The organism is Anaerobacillus alkaliphilus, from assembly GCF_004116265.1.
GTDB lineage: Bacteria > Bacillota > Bacilli > Bacillales > Anaerobacillaceae > Anaerobacillus > Anaerobacillus alkaliphilus.
Genome location: NZ_QOUX01000032.1, coordinates 1 through 18,424, shown reverse-complemented (window position 1 = coordinate 18,424; position 18,424 = coordinate 1). Strand labels below are relative to the sequence as shown.

Here is an 18,424-nt window from a genome sequence, read left to right as displayed (position 1 = left end):
TAGTCTATTTCACACTAATCTAAGATTTTATTGCTTAAATGCAACATCTTAATGTATTCAATTGTTTCACGGTCTGATCTACTTGGCAATAAAAAAGGGTGTTGATAGCACTCTGGTCCTTTACCGGTTACTAATACCGTATCTTCCTTTTCACTTGTATCCCATGCATACTTTATCGCTTCTGTCCGATCTAAGATTACTTTACATTTTCCTTTTCCCACTCTCTCAATCAGGTCGTAAATATCTCTTGACATCCCTTCTAAACTCTCGCCATTTAAATCATCTAATGTAATGATAACTTCATCACTAAATTCAACTGATGCCTCTAACATTGGCAAACGTTTTTTGCGGTCACGTTGACCACGGAAACCAAATATATGAACGACTTTTCCTTTTGTTAATTCCTTGGCTGTTTGTAAACAATAGTTGATGGAGTCTGGACTGTGAGCATAATCAACAATAAAATTTGCTTTTACGTCATTCTGGTATTGTTCAAAACGACCAGCCACACCTGGAAACGTTTGAATAGCCTTAACGATATCCTCTGCTGGGATACCAAGTCTCTTTGCTAGCAAATAGGCTTGCAAAGTGTTCCAAATATTATGCAGTCCCGGTAATGGTATCGAGAGCGTTAGATGGTTAGGACCGTCCTTAACTAGAACTTCTAATCCATGAATAGAAAGTAATTGAACGTCATCTAACCCCATTTCCCCAACTGAAAAGACATGTTTTTGCTGCTTCAATAGCTTTGTTAGCTTTTTTCCCCATGAGGTATAATTGCCGATAATTGCTTCTCCATGGACGTTTAGTAACCCAAATAGTTGAGTTTTTGCATGGAAATAATTAGTCATATTCCCATGATAATCAAGATGATCATGACTCAGATTTGTAAAGAGTGCATAATCTACTCCTGTTCCAGCAAGACGGTGTTGATCAAGTCCATGTGAGGATGCCTCCATAACCACATAACGATCGTTACTTTCAAATAATAATTTTTGTAACTGTAGAGCATCAGGAGTGGTATGGCTCGATTTTATTTTTTGACCATTAATCTCGTACTCAACTGTACCAATTAACGAACAACTCTCCCCTACATAGTTTAGAATATGTTTGATTAAATGAGAGGTTGTCGTTTTCCCGTTTGTCCCAGTAATAGCAATTACCTGGTGCTTTTTTGAAGGATTTCCATAGATACTTGCAGCTAATAAACCGATTGCCTCCCGACTATTTTCAACTTGGAAGTAAGGCACAGAAGCTCCTGTCAATGGTTTTTCCCCAATTACTGCACAAGCTCCATTACTAATGGCATCTTTTATGAAAAGATGTCCATCAACTGCTGTTCCATCAATAGCTACAAAAACATTTCCTGCTTCAACCATTTTTGAATTTGATTGTATACCAGTATAGCTTAGTTTATTTACTTCGTTTATTAACTTATGTATGGGAATATGGTTCATTTGTAAACGTCCTTTAAAGAGAGATAATTCTATTTTTTCCCAAACCAATTGTTTATAAACTTATAGTAATTGATGTCGAAAACGTTAACTATCTTAGAAGTACTTTTTTCTCATAAAAATTATTTGAAGAATATTACGATTGAGTTAGATATATATTTGGAGCTAAAAGAAAAAATCTTTCCCCCCATAAAAACGAATGAAGCTACGTATAGAAGTTTAAGAAGGTTTGGAATATAAACACTAAAGGTGGGACATATATGATTGGTAATACAATGAAAGAAATGCGCATCAACAAAGGCTTATCTCTAACTGAATTAGCGGAGATTGCAGGAGTAGAGGAAAGTTGCCTTCGATCGGTTGAGGAAAATCATATTCTGTACCCAAGTTTTGAATTTTTGTATCAAATTTCTCCAGTACTTGGTGTTTCCGCAGATACATTTATTTTTGAGGGTGCAAAACACACATATGATACTCATTGGGACAGTATAATTATGAAGGCCCTCGACCAAGGATTATCAACGGATGAGTACTTAACATTACTTAAATTCACCAGAAAACAAGAAACGAATAAGTTACAACGGCCAATTAGCCATAAGCTAAATAAAACCGCTAAAAAGATTATTTAGTTCACTTACATGCGCAGCATCATTTAAATATGATGCTGTTTTTTTGATGTACGTATTGAAAAAAAACTTTTATTTAAACCCTATTACACACCCCTATTTTATCAACTTTCCCAATAAAACTAATCTTCAAAGTGTGTTACGATTTTTATAGATCCAGTTAGTAGCTGGATAAAAATAAATAAAAGGAGGCATTAACATGAAATCAAAACTGTTAGGAATGTTTCTAGGTTTTATCCTTGTATTTACAATGGTGTTTTCAACAGCATCTGTAAGTGCGAACAATGGTAATGGCAAAGGAAACGGAAATGGAAACGGTGTTGAAAAGCTAGATTACTTAATTGGTTTTCATGAAAAAGCAGACTCAGATGTCGTTACAATAGCTGGTGGTGAAGTACATCACGAATACGAATATATGCCTGTTTTACATGTTACGCTTCCTAAAAAAGCAGCTGAGGCATTAGCTAAGAACCCAAATATTGCTTATATTGAAGAAGATGCACCAGTAGAAGCAACTGCACAAACTACTCCTTGGGGTGTATCTCATATTCGCGCAACGACTGTACATTCTTGGGGCAACTATGGATCTGGTGTTAGAGTTGCAGTACTAGATACTGGGATTGCTAGTCATACAGATTTAAGAATCTCAGGCGGTGCAAGCTTTATCAGCTCTGAGCCGAGTTACCAAGATTACAATGGTCACGGAACGCATGTAGCTGGTACAATCGCCGCACTAAACAACAGCTATGGAGTGATCGGAGTTGCACCATCTGTTAATCTTTACGCTGTTAAAGTTTTAGATAGAAATGGTAGTGGTTCTCTAAGTGGTATCGCCAAAGGTATCGAGTGGGCTGTAAATAATAACATGGATATCGTTAACATGAGCCTTGGCGGATCTTCTGGTTCTACTGCCTTACAACAAGCAGCAGATAACGCATATAACAGAGGTGTTTTATTAATTGCTGCAGCTGGAAATACAGGTTCTAATGGGATACAATTTCCTGCAAGATATAATTCTGTTATCGCTGTAGGTGCTGTAAATTCTAGCAATCAACGAGCATCATTCTCAACATACGGTAGCCAATTAGAGTTAATGGCTCCAGGTGTTAATGTTCAAAGTACTTACCTAAATAATACCTACTCGAGCCTAAACGGTACATCAATGGCAGCTCCTCATGTTGCGGCTGTAGCAGCTCTAGTGAAGAGCGAGTATCCGTGGGCTTCAAACGTACAGATTAGACAGAGATTAAGAGATACAGCTACTAATCTAGGGAGTTCTACTTATTTTGGTTATGGTCTAGTCGACGCTTTACGTGCAGCTTATTAAGAACAAAAAATCCCTTACAGAAATTCTGTAAGGGATTTTTTATGTATTAGTTAAACTTCGGATGTTCCTCGTCAGTACCTGGCTCTGAATTGAATTTCGGATGCTCCTCGTCAGTACCTGGCTCTGAATTAAATTTCGGATGCTCCTCGTCAGTACCTGGCTCTGAGTTGAATTTTGGATGCTCTTCTTCAACCCCTGATTCCGAATTGAATTTTGGATGCTCTTCTGCTAGTACAGCACTCGGAAAGATGATTGCTCCAACTAAACTAAAAACTCCTAACCCCTTTAATAATTTGTTCATGACCAAAAACTCCTCTACTTTTTATTTTTTACAGTCAATGCTAGTTTATAATACTTACTACTAGCTTTATATTTAAACTCCTGAGAGTATAAATCACCTAATAATTCGTAGCAGCTGTAAAGGTTATTAATGTCATTCTTTTCCTTATAATAAGGAATGGCCTCTTCCTCAAGATATACCTTATGTTCGTCACTGTTTTTTGAAATCGAAAATTCTAATATTTTTAGCTTAATTGAATAACTGGAAGGGCTTTTTACCAGTGCCAGACTTCTACTTATCCAATTTCTGGCTTGCTCGAAGGCCTTTTCCTTTATTAACTCTTTGGCTAAAAAGTAGACTGTATTTAGATAAACAGGCGTATTTTCTTCTTTTAACTCAATACTTTTCAGGTAATAATTGATCGCTTGTTTACTCTCCTTTTTTTCCGAGTATAAAAACCCAATGTTGTGATAAACCATTGCGATCAGATCAAGTTGATTTAATTGGCTTACTACTTTTAAGACATTATGATAATGCTCTAATGCTCTCTCAAACTGTTTCACCCTCGTATAATTAATGCCAATTATAATATGGCAATCTACTACACGCATATAATTAAGCTGTTTCTCGAAGATGTGTAATACATCTAAAGCGAATTGAAGAGCAAGAGCTGGATTATGGATATTACTATATGCTAATGCAGTATGATATAACAGAAAATGATCCTCAAAAGGAAGTGTATCCTGAAGTGTCAGTGCTTCTCGAAAACTTTCGATACCATCGAGAAATTTTTGATCTAAACAGTGATATATACCATTAAAATAATGAAAATAAAATAGCTGTGCATTTGTTAAGGTTTTTGAAAGGAGAAGAATCTCTTTTCGTATATTCTTAGCACTACCTAAATCATCTTTTCCTAAAAAATAGCGATAAGAAATTAACAGATAATAAACGTAAAGACTAGGGTCCTCATTATTAGTGATGCTTTCTTTTAACTTCAACCACTCTCGGTCAGCTAACTTTAAATTTTTTTCATTAATTGCATCATAAATGCTACCAATCTTATCTTTTATTACTTTTTGTTGATCGGATAACGCACTAATTGTAATATTCAATCTTCCTAACAATAGGTCTATCGTCTCTAAATTTGGTTGATCAAGCTTACCATTTTCAAGTTTACTTAAATATGTAATTGAACATATTCCTCTGGCTAACTCATCTTGCGTCATACCCTGCTTTAATCTGTTTAATGCGATGATTTTTCCATATTCTATCGTGGTTTTTAGCTCTATTTTCATTCTATTGAACTACAACTCCTTTTTGTATTGAAAAATAAACCCCATTTTAATGCCTCTTATACCTTTAAAAAACTTTCATTTTTTCAATAAGGAAACATCCAATTAATTTAGAGATAAGCTATTTTCACTAGAACAAGAAAAAAATTTGATAATTATTAATATTGTAAAAATTCAATCGAGATTTGGGAAGAGTAATAAGTCTATAATATTTACCCAATATTTGATTCCTTTAACCATCTTTACTACTTTTTATTTCTATTCTAATTAGTGCTAGTTATGCGTTGTAATAAAGGAAGAAAATTCTAGCACAGAGAGATTTTCTGTATAAAGGCATGAGCTATATTCGATTTTTTTAGCACAGTTCATTATTGAATTCAAATCTTTTAGAGTTTCGCTCATAAACGATTGACTTTGGACTGTAAATCTTTCAGTTTGGCACGTAAAATGTAATTTTGGACTTAAACCCCTCAGTTTGGCACGTAATTGCAATTTTGGACTGTAAACTGCTTAGTTTGGCACGTAAAATGTATTTTGGACTGTAAACCCCTTAGTTTGGCACGTAAAATGTATTTTGGACTGTAAACCCCTTAGTTTGGCACGTAAAATGTATTTTGGACTGTAAACCCCTTAGTTTAGCTCGTAAAATTTGATTTCGGACTGTAAATTGCCCGGTTTGGCACGTTAGTTAGTTAAAAATGCTTGTTGAACTTAAATAACGAGTTCCTTCCTCGTCACTACTGACGATTTCATCAAGATCTCGATGGGATTCTTGCTCAAATTTGCTAATCACAACCGAATAATAGTAAGCAATCGGCTTTTTCACATTACTTAGCTTCATTTTTCGGATCGTCTGTTTAAATGACTGAATGGCAACGTCTAACTATAGGTCGTGATCCTTCTCAAAGACGTATTTGTAGGCGGCAATCTCGGTCATTCTCCAGTATTCTTCTATCTTTTGAAAGCTATCAAAAAAGCATTTGGCTAATTTTACAAATGGTTGAGGGATTTTTTCACTGGTGTAGGTGTGGTCGAGTTCATTACGATTCTCTATTTCTTTTATAGTTTTTAAGGAAATAGTTTTATTAGGGCGATTAAATTTTTCAGGCTTGGGTGGTTCAGATCGGCGCATAAAAACGTAGAGATTGCTAGACTGACCACCATTTTCACGGGCAAGTTCATGGGTGATGATCATTCCCACCTGCCTTGCTTTCACAAACATTCGTTTCATTGTCGATCTCGAAATTCCACTGCCGTTGTATTCTGAGTGAATTGTCTTTAACACCGTACCTATTTTCACATTGGCGACTCCTACGATTTACAGCATAGCGGCTCAAGAACTTTAACGCGATTCTTTCACTCTTGGAAAATTCGTGTCCAACCTCATCTAGCCATCGATTTAGATGCGCATTAAACTCCTCCACATTTTCAAACTGCGAAAACTTCCTAAACTTTTCAATTTGTCCATTTTTCATTTTTTTGAACTCCCCTTTCACCTATAGATACCTCTAAATCAAAAAAAGGGTGAGAAATAAAAATCCATGTAGTGTTTCAAGCTTGTAACTCTAGGGTTTAAATCTTCACCTAGTAAAGCTTTTAGTATAGAGCTTCCTAAGCTACGTATAACGATATGACACTCTCAGTCCGAACCGCAATAATAAAGGTAACCGCGGAATATTTGGAAGGCGCGCTTTCCGCCGGAGTGTTCTAGAAAATGGAGTTTGAGGAGTTAGTTGAAAGATTCGAACCGATCATTAAGAAACAAATCAAAGTGCTACGAGCTTACCAATACAATGAAGAACTTTACCAAATTGGCTTACTAGCAATGTGGGATGCGAGTAAAAATTACGAGGAAGGCAAAGGCTACTTTCCTAGTTATCTGAAAAAGTATATTCGTGGACGAATGCTCAATTTTTTGCACAAGGAACGTAGTTACTATGCGAGATTTTCCGGACCTAGATCAATTGAGGAAACTCCAGCGGGAGTAACTTCTACTTGGGTGACGATCTCATTGCGAACCGTTCTCCCCTTTTTTTCAGAAAGAGAGAAGTTTTGGCTAATGGAGTACCTTGAGTTTGGGAAAGGTCCGAGTCAAATTGCAAAGGAACAAAACGTCTCGATCAACACGGTAAAGTCATGGCGATTTGAGGCAATCAAAAAAATAAAGTTACACCTCCCCACCCATTTAACTTGCGACATGTATGTATAGAGTGAAGGGGGTGATGAGATGAGCGCAAACATTTTACATTCGCGGTTAACGTTGCACCTGTTGGCTGGCTACGACGAAGAAGGGAAGGAAATCTTCAAAACGAAGAACTTTTCCAATATTAACAACACAGCTACAGACGCGCAGCTGCGCACGACGGCTGAAGCATTGCTGTCATTGCAGGTTCACACAGCACAAATTGTGACACGTACGAACCAGTATGCAGTTTCTTAATTAAGTGTTTGATTAAATCAGGAAAGGAGGTAAATACAAATGGCGAAGAAAATTGAACTAATTTTTAAAAATGAAATTGGCAGAAACGTAATGATTTCGTTAGATGACCCGATTGAACCGGTGGACTCGGCGAAGGTGTCATTGGTCATGGATTTAGTGTTAGCAGAAGGCGCGTTCGTGTCAAACGGCGGTTTCTTAGTGAGCAAGGTCGGCGCGCGAGTTGTTGAGCGCAATGTTGAGCAGGTAGGGATGTTGTAGGTAGACGTTAGGGAGGCGCGTGGTGCCTCCCTTTTGCATGTATATGGAGGCACTGCCCCAGTGCGTATAATTCTTTCAATGGACAATAAATCCCTTGTTTCGGACAATAAACCGGTGTGCGCATCCAACATTATAGAAAAACCAGCCCAATATGAACGATTTATCTGCCTAAGATAGTTAGATAACTTCAAAATATTCACTAAACAAACGTACAAAAGCCAGTTCATCCTAAAATGAACTGGCTTTTACGTCTACTCTACACCAACTTAAACCCACAATTTGAGCAGAAGTTGCCGTCGCCTGTTTTCGTGCCGCAATTCGGGCAGAAATTTGGGCGTGTTTTGTTACCTTCTTGCGGTGCTGGTGCGACACCTTGATTTTGAGGTTGCCCTTGGTTCTGATTTTGCCCCTGACCTTGCCCCTGATTTGGCTGATTATTCTGGTTCATATTCTTCATCATCTCATTGGCGATATTCATGCCCATCATCATGCCGGCCATGTCGGAGGCTGTGCCGCCACCTTGAACTTTACCAGAAGCCATGCCGTTAACCATTTCAATTTGCTGATACTTACCTAGATCACCAACCATTGTGTGTGATGCCGATTTCGTAATCATCTTTTGAATTTCTTCAGGGTAATTAAAGCTCATCACCGTAAACTTCGTGATCGATAAACCGTCATTGGTTACGCTCATATCGAGGTCTTCGCGAATACCATTTGAAATGGCAAACGCATTGGCTTGAAGGTTAAACATATCCTTACCTTCTCTTGTGATCCACTCCATCAACAGCTGATCTAACACTGACGTAATTCTTAGTCGAATATCCTCTACATAGTAGCTCGACTTAATTCCAGCAATCTTGTCAATCAAAGCGATGTAATCACTAACCTTCACATTAAATGTTCCGTTCGCTCTGATTGGTATGCCTCCAGGAAGTTGTGGATGAGGAATATTGATCGCGTTCCGTGTCCCCCATTTTACAATAAACTCCTTCGTATTGACGAACAGCACTTCCGCACGCATCCCACTGTTAAAGCCAAACTTGAAGCCTTTTAATGTCGATAAAAAAGGAATGATTTGCGAGTCAATATCGTAATCGCCTTCTTCACGAAAGATACCCTCAACTCTTCCTCCGTGTAAAAAAATCGCATCCTGACCGGCACGAATGATCAGCTTACTACCTTTTTTAATTTCTTTATTGCTCCATTTCCAAAAGATCATATCATCTCTGAATTCTTCCCACTCAACTACATTGGCAAATTGATTTCGAAAAAACATGACGTTCTCCTCTCTATATTAAAATTTCCCCTTACTTCCGCTAAATGAACGGCCTCCGCCGGTAAATCCTCCACCACCACCGCCGCCGAAGCCGCCGCCACCACCTTTGTTGTTACTCGATGGCTTCTTCGTTTTGGTAACAGTCTTCCGAACAAATCGATCATAACTTGCGGTTACCGCGGATCGTCCTACATCTAAATACGTTCTGGCGTTAGTCGTCTTTCTTCCGCTCGAATAGTAACCCATGATCCCAACTGTCACACCTCCAACAACTACTGAGGCCAAAAGCTGAAACCATAGTTCGAAAAAGATATTGTCTTGTGCAGGCTGATAATTTCGATTATAGTTGACGTCACTGTTGTAGCCCGGACTTGGATTGGGACTAGGGTTAGGCGTTGAACGCACTTCTGGTTCGACACCCAAGTAGTAATTCGCCTGTTCAATAAATTCTCGAAACGCTCCAAAGAAGTTTCCATCTGAAAGATATGGAGTAATCTCTTCAAGAATGATATCGCCTCGATAATTGTCTACATACTTTTCCCCTTTACCAAATCCTGCGACCATCACGTCACGCTCTAACATATCAATGGTTATAATAACTGTGTCATCATATCCCTGTTCATCAACAAAATCTCCCATGTATTGTTCAATCGATTTTCCGTCGGTTTGATTGGTTGTTAAGACGATGATATCAACCCGGTGTTGATCACTATAAGTCGTAGCTAAGCTTTCAAGCTGGCTAACTTCATCGGGTGTTAACAGCTCGGCATAATCAAAGATTTTCTGGGGAGCAGCTAGTGCTTCAATCGGTAGCAAGAGAAAAATGAGAATAAATAATAGCCATTTCTTCACTAGATGCCACCTCCCATCATCCAGGCAATTGACTTAATCACCACGAACGTACCACCAGCAACTCCAGAAAACCAGGCCGCCACTCTTCCCGAACTAATCGGTGGCTTGCCAACAATTTTCCCTGTCTGCCCGTTCATCGCAAACATATGAAGCTTCCCGTTATAATCGTAGCTTACCATCCATACAGGTATGAGCGTATAATATGCATTCATTGGCTTCGTATTAATCGTTTTGTGCTTAATCCTTGTACTTGAATAACCCGTAATTGTCGATCGAATGTAAGTATCTACGTACTCATCAACTCTCGATTTCACTCTCGGAAACAGCTGTTTGTCGTCATAATTATATTTTTCCGCAAGGTAGCCGGCAAGATATGGCGTGTTAAAATCTTTTAACTCACGGTAATCGTATGGCTCTAGTTTATCCATGAGTTCGTCATCCATTTTCTCCGAGGCATCGACTGGAACTTTCACGTATTTGAGATCGACCTTTCGATGCACATCATAAAAACTTGTCTCTGTATAATTGTAGTCGCCTTGACTGTAAGTCCGAACTCGGGTACAGACCGCATCTGCGGCTCCAATACTACGCAAATCATATAGCCAAAAAGGGACATACATTCCGGTGACACTTTGAACTCGGTCGGCCGTCATAAATCCTTTTGGTGTTAATCGTCCTTTCCGACACCAAGCTTTAAACGCCTCTTTCGCTTGATCCTTGCTAATGGTAAAAGGGATTACCTTCATCGGAGCCAGTTTTCCCGACAATCGATCAGCCATCACGACTCCTGCTCCGCAGAAGCAACAAGTTGTTGCCACGGTGTCAGCATCACTTAACACAACCGCCCCGCAGTTGTTACATTGATACTCAACCGTTTCCCCTTCTGCAAACTCATGGGTTATAAACTCTTTTGGGTATTCCTCTATATTATCCTGTCTGCCACAGCTATCACAAGCAAGGTTCCCCGTCTCGCTACTAAACTTCATATCATTCCCACAGTCTGGGCACTTATAATGAATAAGCATTTTTCCACCTCCCTAACTACTTGCCGTTTAACTTTTTCTTTAACGCTTCTAGTTCATTGTCAACGCTAGAGCTATCCTTTTGAGTATATTCCTCTAGTAGGCGGTCTAGCTCATTGTCTGGTGAATTTAGTTCGGCCAGAGCTTCTGCTTCAAACAACGTACGTTCCGCTTTTTCCTCCAACTCAGAACCTCGATTTATCTTCTGTTGGACTTTTGCTGCAGAAAGCTTGCCCTTCAACTCTATTTGACGAGTTTCTAACTCTTGAATATCTGATTGAAACTTTTCATGGATCTCCCGTAGCTTTTTCGCATTGGCGGCCGCTTGTTCATACACTTGCTTCAACTCAGCTTCCTTTACGGCAACCTGTGCTTTTCTATCTAAGAACTGCCTTGCATCCGCTTCATTTCCCATTTCTAACGAGCGTACTGCATAACGCTCGAATTTATTGATCTCTGCCAAACACTCATCGAGCTGCCGTCTTGCTCGCTGCTCTGTTGCCATCATTGTTGCCGCTTCAGCCTTAGCAGTTCCTAGCTGACTGCGTAGTTCACGCAAATACTGGTTAAGCATTTTCTCAGGATCTTCAGCCTTATCGATCGCTGCATTCATATTACTCGCCATAATATCTCGAAATCTTTTTAGTAAACTCATGTCAGACTCCCTCCACTCTACCTAATATTCCCATTATTCATTATAAATGTAATACTACTTTTACGAAATAGGTCAGGAAAAGTTTCAGGGAGTTTGTCGCTCTGCATACCCCATGCTGTATTTTTGTCGGTTTGGACTGTAAATATTTTTTTTCGACTGTAAAATGCTCGTTTTGGACTGTAAATTTTTATTTTGGACTGTAAACTAATCGTTTCGGACTGTAAATTAATTTTTTCTAAAAAAAATTGTATAACTAGAGTTTAATAGTTTCATAACCTGGCAATACTATGACTAGAAACTTAAAAAGGAGCGTGTTTAACAAATGAGTTTACAAGAATACATTGAAACGATTAACGAAATGTTAGAGAACGCCAAACAAGAAGCATTAGACAAGCAATAATTACGATACGTACTCGGTTTTATATTTGATATAAAAATAAGGCTGACACACGGGACTCCCCCTTCCACGTGTATCAGCCTTATTTTTTCTATGTAGTAAAATATCACCTTATGGTATAATTTACCTATTAAAAGGAGGTGAGTCATATTTCTAAGAAAAATAGATTTCTTGTTCTACTGGGTTACTATTAGATGCTGGTGGAAATTTACCTAGATGGCTCAACATTACCTACTCTACAGTCTTCTTCGTATTAAGCCACCCGCTTATGTGGGGCGTCTTCTCCATCGCCAACAAATCAACTCATATGTATATCTCACTTTTCCTAATGGGCGTGGTTTGGTCACTTATTCGCTACAAGACAAGAAGCTTGAGATGGTCCCTTTACTCACATATGCTTGTCGATGTAGGGAATTTATCAGTATTTATGTTTTTAAACTTGTACATTCCTCCTGGTATGTAAATTTCCATTCGACAAATTTCGGGTGGTGACAGGCACCGGTAGACAAAAGTACTAGGTGTAATTAAGTAAAAAAGTGCATGATTTCCCTAATTGCCTAACGTATAATTAAGATAATGGTGAACAAACATTTAGTTCTCAATTTGAAAAAGGCAAATCTATTGAAAAATAGAGACGCAAAGTCACAGGCCTACGGTACATTACTATGGTGGCTGGACCGCTGAAGAATGGTGAATGGTCCCCAGTTCATTCCGACTTCTTCCAAAAAACATCTTGGAGGGATTTTTTATGTCAAAGTTTTTTAGGACAAGTATTATTGCAACAGCTCTCATTTTCAGTTTAGGTACATTGCAAGTAGCAGCTGACAATGATCAAGAAACGATCGAAGAAGAAGTTGTTGTAGAGACTGATGTTCAAACAGAGGAAGTTGAAGAAGAGACAGCAACCGAAGAAACAGCAGAAGTTAGTGAAGATTTAAAAACTGACGAAACCGAAGCTGAAACAACAGCTGAAGAGGAAATCATTGCTGATACCCCAAAGCTTCTACCAGGAGATTTTCTATACTTTATAAAAAGTTTAATGGAAAATGTTCAACTCGCTTTAACGTTTGATACGGAAAAAGAGGCGGAGTTACTTGCTTCTTTTGCAGAAGAACGAATTAGAGAAGCTACAGCATTACTTAAATTAGGCGAGGAAGACCGTGCCAATGAAATCATACAAAAAGCAATTGAACAACAAGAGCTTGCACTAGCAAAGTATAAACAGTTACAAGCAGTTGCTGAAGAAGACACGGAAATAGCTGAAAGTGAAATTACTGATGGTACTGTATCCGAAGATCAAGAAGAAACGGCTCTTGATCCAGAAACAACACTAGCCGCAAACATCGTTGCCTTAACTGCCGCGTTAGAAAAAGTTGGTAATGACCGTGCGAGACAGGCTCTTGAGAGAAATATTGCAAGAGCATTAGAGAAAGACAAACGCCAGCAGGTTAAAACAGTTGTAGAAGATACGGAAGTGGATAATAATGAAACTGATGAAGTCCCTGTAACATCTGATGAAGTAGTTACTACTGCATTACTTACTACTCAAAATAACGTCCAGAAAGTTGGTTCAAATGGGACTCAAAAGCAGAATGTCGGTCTAGAAAAGGTGGCAACAAACAAACCTGCTGTAGCTAATAAGCAAGCGGATATAGAGAACAAAGCTGAGCCCAACACCAATAAACCAAATAAGGCCATCGTTCAGAAAGAAGCTTCAAAACCTGCTGTAGTCTCTAACCAAGTTGAAACGAAAAATATTGCGTCAGCTAACAAGGATGCAAACGATAACAAACAAAATAAGACTAACAGTAAAGCTGATAATAGCAAACCTGCTAACTCAACTAAACAAGCAGAAATTGAAGAAAGCAAGTTTGATAGTATAACTGAAGAAAAAACAGTTGAAGTAGAAAAAACTGCTCTTCCTAAAACTAATAATGGAAAATCTGAAAAGAAAAACGAGAACAAAAATGAAAATGAAAATAACCCTGGTAAAGGTAAATAGGAATAAACATAACTCCCTCATTTCGAGGGGAGTTATGTTTATTTTCTTATTAAAGTAAAATTCCACTTTTATCCACTAATGTTACAGAACAGTGTATTCAGCTAATACTCTAAACAGTTTTAAGCCTTGTACCGATATTATTGTAGAATAAAGTAGGTAATGGTTGTTCTGGCTATCACTCATAAAAATTATCTTATTGTAAAGTGAAGCTGATTCCCTTGATAAGTGCGAACTTGTTCACTAGTCTCTGTTATTCTTATTGTTAATACATTTCCTCGCTCACGCATTAGTTTTGAAATCTCATCTACTTTATTTTGCTTTTTATAGGAAATAGAAAGCTCAGCAATCTCTTGATATTCCTTTGCTAAATTTACTAGTTCTTCAACCATAAGTATGGACTTTTCAGTGTTGTTGTTATATAAAAAACAAGGATGAAATTGGTGATTTAGCCCTTTCCTTCAATAAAATGAGATTAAGTTTAAGAGAATTAATTAATGATGTTAGTAAAACTTCAGAACACGTCGCTGCATCTGCTGAAGAGTTAATGGCAAGTGCTGAACATACTACTTCTGCTGCCAACCAAGTTGCAACAGCTATTCAGGAAGTTGCAAGTGGCTCTGAAATCCAAGGTAGTAATACTATAGAGTCCGCCAATGCGGTTAGTCAACTAGCAATAGAATCCAATGAGTGGTGGAAACCACTAATGTTGTAGCAGAAACCGTAGAGGAAACAACCGTACAGGCCAATGAAGGAAATGAACTCTTGCAGCAAGTCATGAAGCAGATGGAGTCAATCTATCAATCTGCAAGTGAAACTAGTGGAGTTATTAATGATTTAGATCATAACTCAAAAGAGATTAATGAGTTTGTAGCTGTAATAACTAGTATTGCTGATCAAACGAATCTTTTAGCTTTAAATGCTGCTATCGAAGCTGCCCGAGCTGGTGAGCATGGAAGAGGGTTTTCAATAGTCGCTGATGAGGTCAGAAAACTAGCTGAACAATCTAAAAAATCTGCTAGCAAGATTGCTAATTTAATTGAAATCGTTCAAGCAGGAACTTCACGTGCTGTCCAAGTAATGAATAATGGCGCAAATGAAGTCCATAAAGGATTAACCCTAGTAAAAGAAACAGGACAAATCTTCCATATGATACTAGAGTCGGTTGAAGGTGTAAATTCTGAAATTCAAGAGGTGTCTGCGATTAGTGAAGAAATGGCTGCAAGTGTCGAACAAGTCAATGCAACCCTTGAGGAAGTCGCATCAATTTCACAAAAAGCTGCAATAAGTACATCTGAAGTAGCTGCTTCATCTGAGGAACAATTAGCCACTATGGAGGAAGTATCCTTATCTTCGACATCGTTAGCTAATTTAGCTGAGGACCTAAGCGTTAAAGTGAGAAAGTTTAAGGTATAGGTTTTTAAAATAGCCCAGGAGTCTGGGCTATTTTTTACTACCTCTCAATTTTTTTTCATTTGGACTGTAAAACACACAGTTTGGACCGTAAATTGGTGGTTTTTGGACTGTAAATTTATTGTTTCGACTGTAAATTACTCAGTTTGGACCGTAAAATAATTTATTAGCTAATGAAATTTTAAACCTTCACTTTTCATCATCCCAAAATCCCTTTAAACTCTCCAAGACTAGCAATACCGAGGTTAACTTCAAAATAATTTGTCCTAACACACCTTTTTGATACATATCTATGAACATAGGGGTGAAACGGATGTCTTACCAAGTACAGATTATTATTCAAATTGTCGTTGGCTTCATTTTTATTCAGAATGGAATTTTCAAATTTATTGTTCCTGAGTTTGGCTACGAAAGATTTGCTACATTAGGTTTGCCATTACCATTCGTTTTAGCACCTCTGGTTGGCTGTTTGGAGATCTTGAGTGGAGGTTTGCTTCTTTATAATTTACATATTAGGAAGGCAATTACTGCTCTACTTTTTGTAATGTTCGGTGCATTCTTCTTTACAAAAATTCCGATTCTTATGAATGACGGAATTGTCGTAGCGCTCCATCAAGCTAGGCTAGAGATTGTTTTAACGACACTTCTATGCCTGCTTTTAGTCATCAAAATTAGACAAATAGAAAATGAAGAGATGTACGTTTAGCCAAGCTACCCAATTATAATTCGGGGTGTCACAGTGACAAAAATGTATCTGGATACCCCAACCGTAAAGAAACCTTTTGGACTTTAAACCACTGATTTTACACCGTATTTTCTCATTGTTGGACTGTAAATTGCCTAGTTCGGACCGTAAATCAAATCTAGCTTTCGTTTGACACCCTCTACACCTTCTTAAACCACCTTCACTGCGTATTTATATACCATTTTTAGCGCTCATCCAACATAAATTCTGTTCATAGGACATTTTCCTACATACATACCTTTGATAATAGCCTCTATTCGCAGCTGGTAATTTTTATTCTGAGGCTAAAAAACTAACTAAGGGAGGATAGCTATTTTGAAAAGGTTGTTAATGCTCATATTAGCAATTTTTCTGGTGGGGTGCAGTACCCCCGATGATAACGCTAATGAAAATGAGCAGGATTTAGAGATTGAGTCCCTGAATACGGACTCACCACAGGAGTCTACAGAGGAAGATGATACTAAGGAACCTGCAGAAGAAAAGGTGGTTTTTCCGGATAGTCAAGCGTTCGAAGACTATTTAGCCCTACTTATACCAATTTTTGCTGATATGGGTGAACTAGCACAATACTACGAGGAGGCAAGAATGGCTTCTGCCAATGCAATAATCTCTGACTGGGACTTTGCTAATATAATTGCTATAGAACTTATCCCGGCATGGGGAAGTTTATTAACAGAGATTGAAGCGATACGCCCCGACAGAGAATTTCGAGAAACCCATGAAAAACTTAATCGGATGGTCTCTGTAAACATCCAGGGAATGCTTGAAATTGTCGCGGCTGTTGAACAAGAAGATACCTCCAAAATTACAACAGCCAACCAGTTATTGACTGAGGCTCGCCAACTAGAAAGAGAAGTACTTTATGCGTTGGAAGATTTTGCTGAGGAATATGGGGTTTCATTGTACGAAGATAAAACATTCTAAATAATCAATAGCAGCCCTGATGAAATCTTTCTTCATCAGGGCACGATAAATTTCGGAGTGTTTAGCTTCGGGTGGTGACAGGCACCAGGCAACATAAAAAAAGTGCCCAAAAGCATAGCTTTTGGGACACTCTCTGTTTTTGTTAGTACTATTTTGCAGTCTTATCAAGAAGGTTAGCAATTACTTGGATGCTTTCCGCTCTCTCAGTTAAGCCTTGTGGAGCGAAGCGGTTGTTGCCTCGTCCGTTTACTAAGCCTAATTCTGCCGCTTTACTAATGTATACTTTTGACCATGCACTTGCATTTGCCATATCAGCGAATGTAGCGTTCGTTGCATCTGCTACTTTTTCGCCTGTTGCGAATTCGTACGCACGTACAATCATCGCTGCCATTTCTTCGCGTGAAATTGTTTCTTCTGGCGCAAAGCGAGTGGCGCTCTTACCATTTACAATTCCTGCTTCTGTTGCGGCAGCTACAGCTGATGCATACCATTTCGTTGAAGCTACATCTGTAAACGTTACAGTGTCAGTTGTTGCAGTTAAACCTAATGCACGAACGATTAATGCTGCGAATTCTGCTCTTGTCACATTACGTTTTGGTGCGAAGTTGTTTGCATTTACACCTTTTGCAATGTGTTTTGCAGACATTTCTTTAATCACATCATACGCCCAATATCCTTTTTGAACGTCCGCAAATTCTTTATTGAACTCAAGAACTGCATACGTACTAAAGTGTGATACTTGAGCAGTTAACTTACCATCTTTATACGTTCCACCTACATATTCAAGTGTTCCATCAGCCTTCACATAGTAAACGCCAATTAACTTCTTGTTTGCATTCTCAGAAACTGTTAATGAGATTGTAATCGGTTGTGAGAACGTTGATAGTTTTGTTTCTTTTCCGTCTTTATCGACTACTGCTAACGCAAAGTCATACACTTCTCCAGCAGCTTTAACATTCGCATTTGCTTTCTTAGAAGCTTCGTTTGTTAATGTTGCCACGTTGCTTTCACTAACTTTGTTGAATGAGAATGAAATGTTTGCATTCTCTTTTCCTTTTGCTAGTTCTTGCAATTGTTTCAACACTTCAGCTGGAATACTTGCCGTTACTTTTTCACCTGTTACTTGAAGTGAATTCTTACCGTCAATAGCAGCTGCATTTGCTGGTAATAACACTTCTTTTGTTCCTTGAGCAATAGGAACGTTGATCGCACCATTCGTCACTTGCGGGTTAGTAACAACGACTTTTTCGCTTGGTGCCGGTGTTACAGGAGTTACTGGTGTAACTGGTGGTGTTGGTTGTTTTGGCTGTTCGAAATTAAACTTATACATAGCCCAACCATCTGCACCTTCACCAAGATACGATACGAACGTTAAGTTATTTGCTTCAATATACTCTTTTCCTTTCGGAGAGCTTCTGAAGACTACATTTCCTTTTGTTTCTACCGGAACGATTGACC

General features: G+C 38.4%; 23 protein-coding genes and 1 riboswitch. Of the genes, 11 read left to right on the top strand and 12 right to left on the bottom strand.

Annotated elements, in window-relative coordinates; translation table 11 throughout:
* Positions 1 to 14: 14 nt before the first annotated feature.
* Positions 15 to 1,457, bottom strand: a complete 1,443-nt coding sequence (locus DS745_RS09120) for a UDP-N-acetylmuramoyl-L-alanyl-D-glutamate--2,6-diaminopimelate ligase (protein WP_129077945.1) — start codon at positions 1,455 to 1,457, stop codon at positions 15 to 17.
* Between the two features lie 257 nt (positions 1,458 to 1,714).
* Here DS745_RS09120 and DS745_RS09115 point away from each other — a divergent pair, with 257 nt between their 5' ends.
* Both DS745_RS09115 and DS745_RS09110 read left to right on the top strand, forming a co-directional pair.
* Complete coding sequence (locus DS745_RS09115; RefSeq protein ID WP_129077944.1) at positions 1,715 to 2,083, top strand: helix-turn-helix domain-containing protein; 369 nt, start codon at positions 1,715 to 1,717, stop codon at positions 2,081 to 2,083.
* Between the two features lie 196 nt (positions 2,084 to 2,279).
* Positions 2,280 to 3,407, top strand: a complete 1,128-nt coding sequence (locus DS745_RS09110) for a S8 family peptidase (protein ID WP_129077943.1) — start codon at positions 2,280 to 2,282, stop codon at positions 3,405 to 3,407.
* Positions 3,408 to 3,453: 46 nt separating this feature from the next.
* Here the strand turns inward: DS745_RS09110 and DS745_RS09105 are convergent, their stop codons facing one another.
* The 5 genes from DS745_RS09105 to DS745_RS25120 all read right to left on the bottom strand — a co-directional run bounded on the left by DS745_RS09105 (position 3,454) and on the right by DS745_RS25120 (position 6,457).
* On the bottom strand, positions 3,454 to 3,708 hold the full coding sequence (locus DS745_RS09105; RefSeq protein ID WP_129077942.1) for a hypothetical protein: 255 nt from the start codon (positions 3,706 to 3,708) through the stop codon (positions 3,454 to 3,456).
* Between the two features lie 14 nt (positions 3,709 to 3,722).
* Positions 3,723 to 4,985, bottom strand: a complete 1,263-nt coding sequence (locus DS745_RS09100; protein ID WP_129077941.1) for a helix-turn-helix domain-containing protein — start codon at positions 4,983 to 4,985, stop codon at positions 3,723 to 3,725.
* Between the two features lie 685 nt (positions 4,986 to 5,670).
* The gene (locus DS745_RS25130) at positions 5,671 to 5,823 is read right to left on the bottom strand and encodes a hypothetical protein (RefSeq protein WP_241657770.1); all 153 of its coding nucleotides are present in this window, start codon (positions 5,821 to 5,823) and stop codon (positions 5,671 to 5,673) included.
* A gap of 42 nt (positions 5,824 to 5,865) precedes the next feature.
* Positions 5,866 to 6,213, bottom strand: a complete 348-nt coding sequence (locus tag DS745_RS25125) for a hypothetical protein (RefSeq protein WP_241657769.1) — start codon at positions 6,211 to 6,213, stop codon at positions 5,866 to 5,868.
* On the bottom strand, positions 6,161 to 6,457 hold the full coding sequence (locus DS745_RS25120; protein WP_241657768.1) for a hypothetical protein: 297 nt from the start codon (positions 6,455 to 6,457) through the stop codon (positions 6,161 to 6,163). The genes DS745_RS25125 and DS745_RS25120 overlap by 53 nt, the downstream gene beginning before the upstream one ends.
* Positions 6,458 to 6,696: 239 nt before the next feature.
* Between DS745_RS25120 and DS745_RS09090 the strand changes: the two genes are divergently transcribed.
* Genes DS745_RS09090 through DS745_RS09080 form a run of 3 tightly spaced genes read left to right on the top strand, consistent with a single transcriptional unit; the run spans position 6,697 to position 7,680 of the window.
* Entirely contained in the window at positions 6,697 to 7,191 is a 495-nt protein-coding gene (locus tag DS745_RS09090) for a sigma-70 family RNA polymerase sigma factor (protein WP_129077940.1), read from the top strand.
* A gap of 18 nt (positions 7,192 to 7,209) precedes the next feature.
* Positions 7,210 to 7,422 (top strand): DUF1659 domain-containing protein, encoded by a 213-nt coding sequence (locus DS745_RS09085; protein ID WP_129077939.1) that lies wholly within the window; start codon positions 7,210 to 7,212, stop codon positions 7,420 to 7,422.
* 39 nt (positions 7,423 to 7,461) lie between these two features.
* Positions 7,462 to 7,680: a DUF2922 domain-containing protein gene (locus DS745_RS09080; protein WP_129077938.1), complete on the top strand. Its 219-nt coding sequence runs from the start codon at positions 7,462 to 7,464 to the stop codon at positions 7,678 to 7,680.
* A gap of 256 nt (positions 7,681 to 7,936) precedes the next feature.
* Here DS745_RS09080 and DS745_RS09075 read toward each other — a convergent pair whose 3' ends face one another.
* From DS745_RS09075 to DS745_RS09060, 4 genes are read right to left on the bottom strand one after another with little or no spacing between them, the layout of a single operon-like run.
* On the bottom strand, positions 7,937 to 8,959 hold the full coding sequence (locus DS745_RS09075; RefSeq protein WP_129077937.1) for an SPFH domain-containing protein: 1,023 nt from the start codon (positions 8,957 to 8,959) through the stop codon (positions 7,937 to 7,939).
* 18 nt (positions 8,960 to 8,977) lie between these two features.
* On the bottom strand, positions 8,978 to 9,811 hold the full coding sequence (locus DS745_RS09070) for a TPM domain-containing protein (RefSeq protein WP_161568216.1): 834 nt from the start codon (positions 9,809 to 9,811) through the stop codon (positions 8,978 to 8,980).
* Positions 9,811 to 10,836 carry a TFIIB-type zinc ribbon-containing protein gene (locus tag DS745_RS09065; RefSeq protein WP_129077935.1) on the bottom strand — a complete coding sequence of 342 codons (1,026 nt, stop codon included), beginning with the start codon at positions 10,834 to 10,836 and terminating at the stop codon, positions 9,811 to 9,813. Before DS745_RS09065 ends, DS745_RS09070 begins: the two co-directional genes overlap by 1 nt.
* Positions 10,837 to 10,852: 16 nt before the next feature.
* Entirely contained in the window at positions 10,853 to 11,488 is a 636-nt protein-coding gene (locus tag DS745_RS09060) for a PspA/IM30 family protein (RefSeq protein ID WP_129077934.1), read from the bottom strand.
* 563 nt (positions 11,489 to 12,051) lie between these two features.
* On the opposite strand from DS745_RS09060, the gene DS745_RS25505 reads away from it, so the two are divergent.
* Both DS745_RS25505 and DS745_RS09050 read left to right on the top strand, forming a co-directional pair.
* On the top strand, positions 12,052 to 12,348 hold the full coding sequence (locus DS745_RS25505) for a CPBP family glutamic-type intramembrane protease (protein WP_129078150.1): 297 nt from the start codon (positions 12,052 to 12,054) through the stop codon (positions 12,346 to 12,348).
* Between the two features lie 138 nt (positions 12,349 to 12,486).
* Positions 12,487 to 12,570, top strand: a riboswitch (cyclic di-GMP riboswitch).
* 63 nt (positions 12,571 to 12,633) lie between these two features.
* On the top strand, positions 12,634 to 13,887 hold the full coding sequence (locus tag DS745_RS09050) for a DUF5667 domain-containing protein (RefSeq protein WP_129077933.1): 1,254 nt from the start codon (positions 12,634 to 12,636) through the stop codon (positions 13,885 to 13,887).
* Positions 13,888 to 14,075: 188 nt separating this feature from the next.
* Here the strand turns inward: DS745_RS09050 and DS745_RS09045 are convergent, their stop codons facing one another.
* On the bottom strand, positions 14,076 to 14,276 hold the full coding sequence (locus DS745_RS09045) for a hypothetical protein (protein WP_129077932.1): 201 nt from the start codon (positions 14,274 to 14,276) through the stop codon (positions 14,076 to 14,078).
* Positions 14,277 to 14,305: 29 nt separating this feature from the next.
* On the opposite strand from DS745_RS09045, the gene DS745_RS09040 reads away from it, so the two are divergent.
* The 4 genes from DS745_RS09040 (at position 14,306) to DS745_RS09025 (ending at position 16,966) form a co-directional block, all read left to right on the top strand.
* Positions 14,306 to 14,599: a HAMP domain-containing protein gene (locus tag DS745_RS09040; protein ID WP_161568230.1), complete on the top strand. Its 294-nt coding sequence runs from the start codon at positions 14,306 to 14,308 to the stop codon at positions 14,597 to 14,599.
* Complete coding sequence (locus tag DS745_RS09035) at positions 14,578 to 15,300, top strand: methyl-accepting chemotaxis protein (RefSeq protein ID WP_129077930.1); 723 nt, start codon at positions 14,578 to 14,580, stop codon at positions 15,298 to 15,300. The genes DS745_RS09040 and DS745_RS09035 overlap by 22 nt, the downstream gene beginning before the upstream one ends.
* A gap of 310 nt (positions 15,301 to 15,610) precedes the next feature.
* Complete coding sequence (locus DS745_RS09030; protein ID WP_161568214.1) at positions 15,611 to 16,003, top strand: DoxX family protein; 393 nt, start codon at positions 15,611 to 15,613, stop codon at positions 16,001 to 16,003.
* Between the two features lie 354 nt (positions 16,004 to 16,357).
* A complete protein-coding gene (locus tag DS745_RS09025; protein ID WP_129077928.1) occupies positions 16,358 to 16,966 on the top strand; it encodes a hypothetical protein in 609 nt (202 codons plus the stop codon).
* Between the two features lie 148 nt (positions 16,967 to 17,114).
* Here the strand turns inward: DS745_RS09025 and DS745_RS09020 are convergent.
* Positions 17,115 to 18,424 (bottom strand): S-layer homology domain-containing protein (locus DS745_RS09020; protein WP_161568213.1); only part of this gene is annotated, 1,310 nt, incomplete at its 5' end.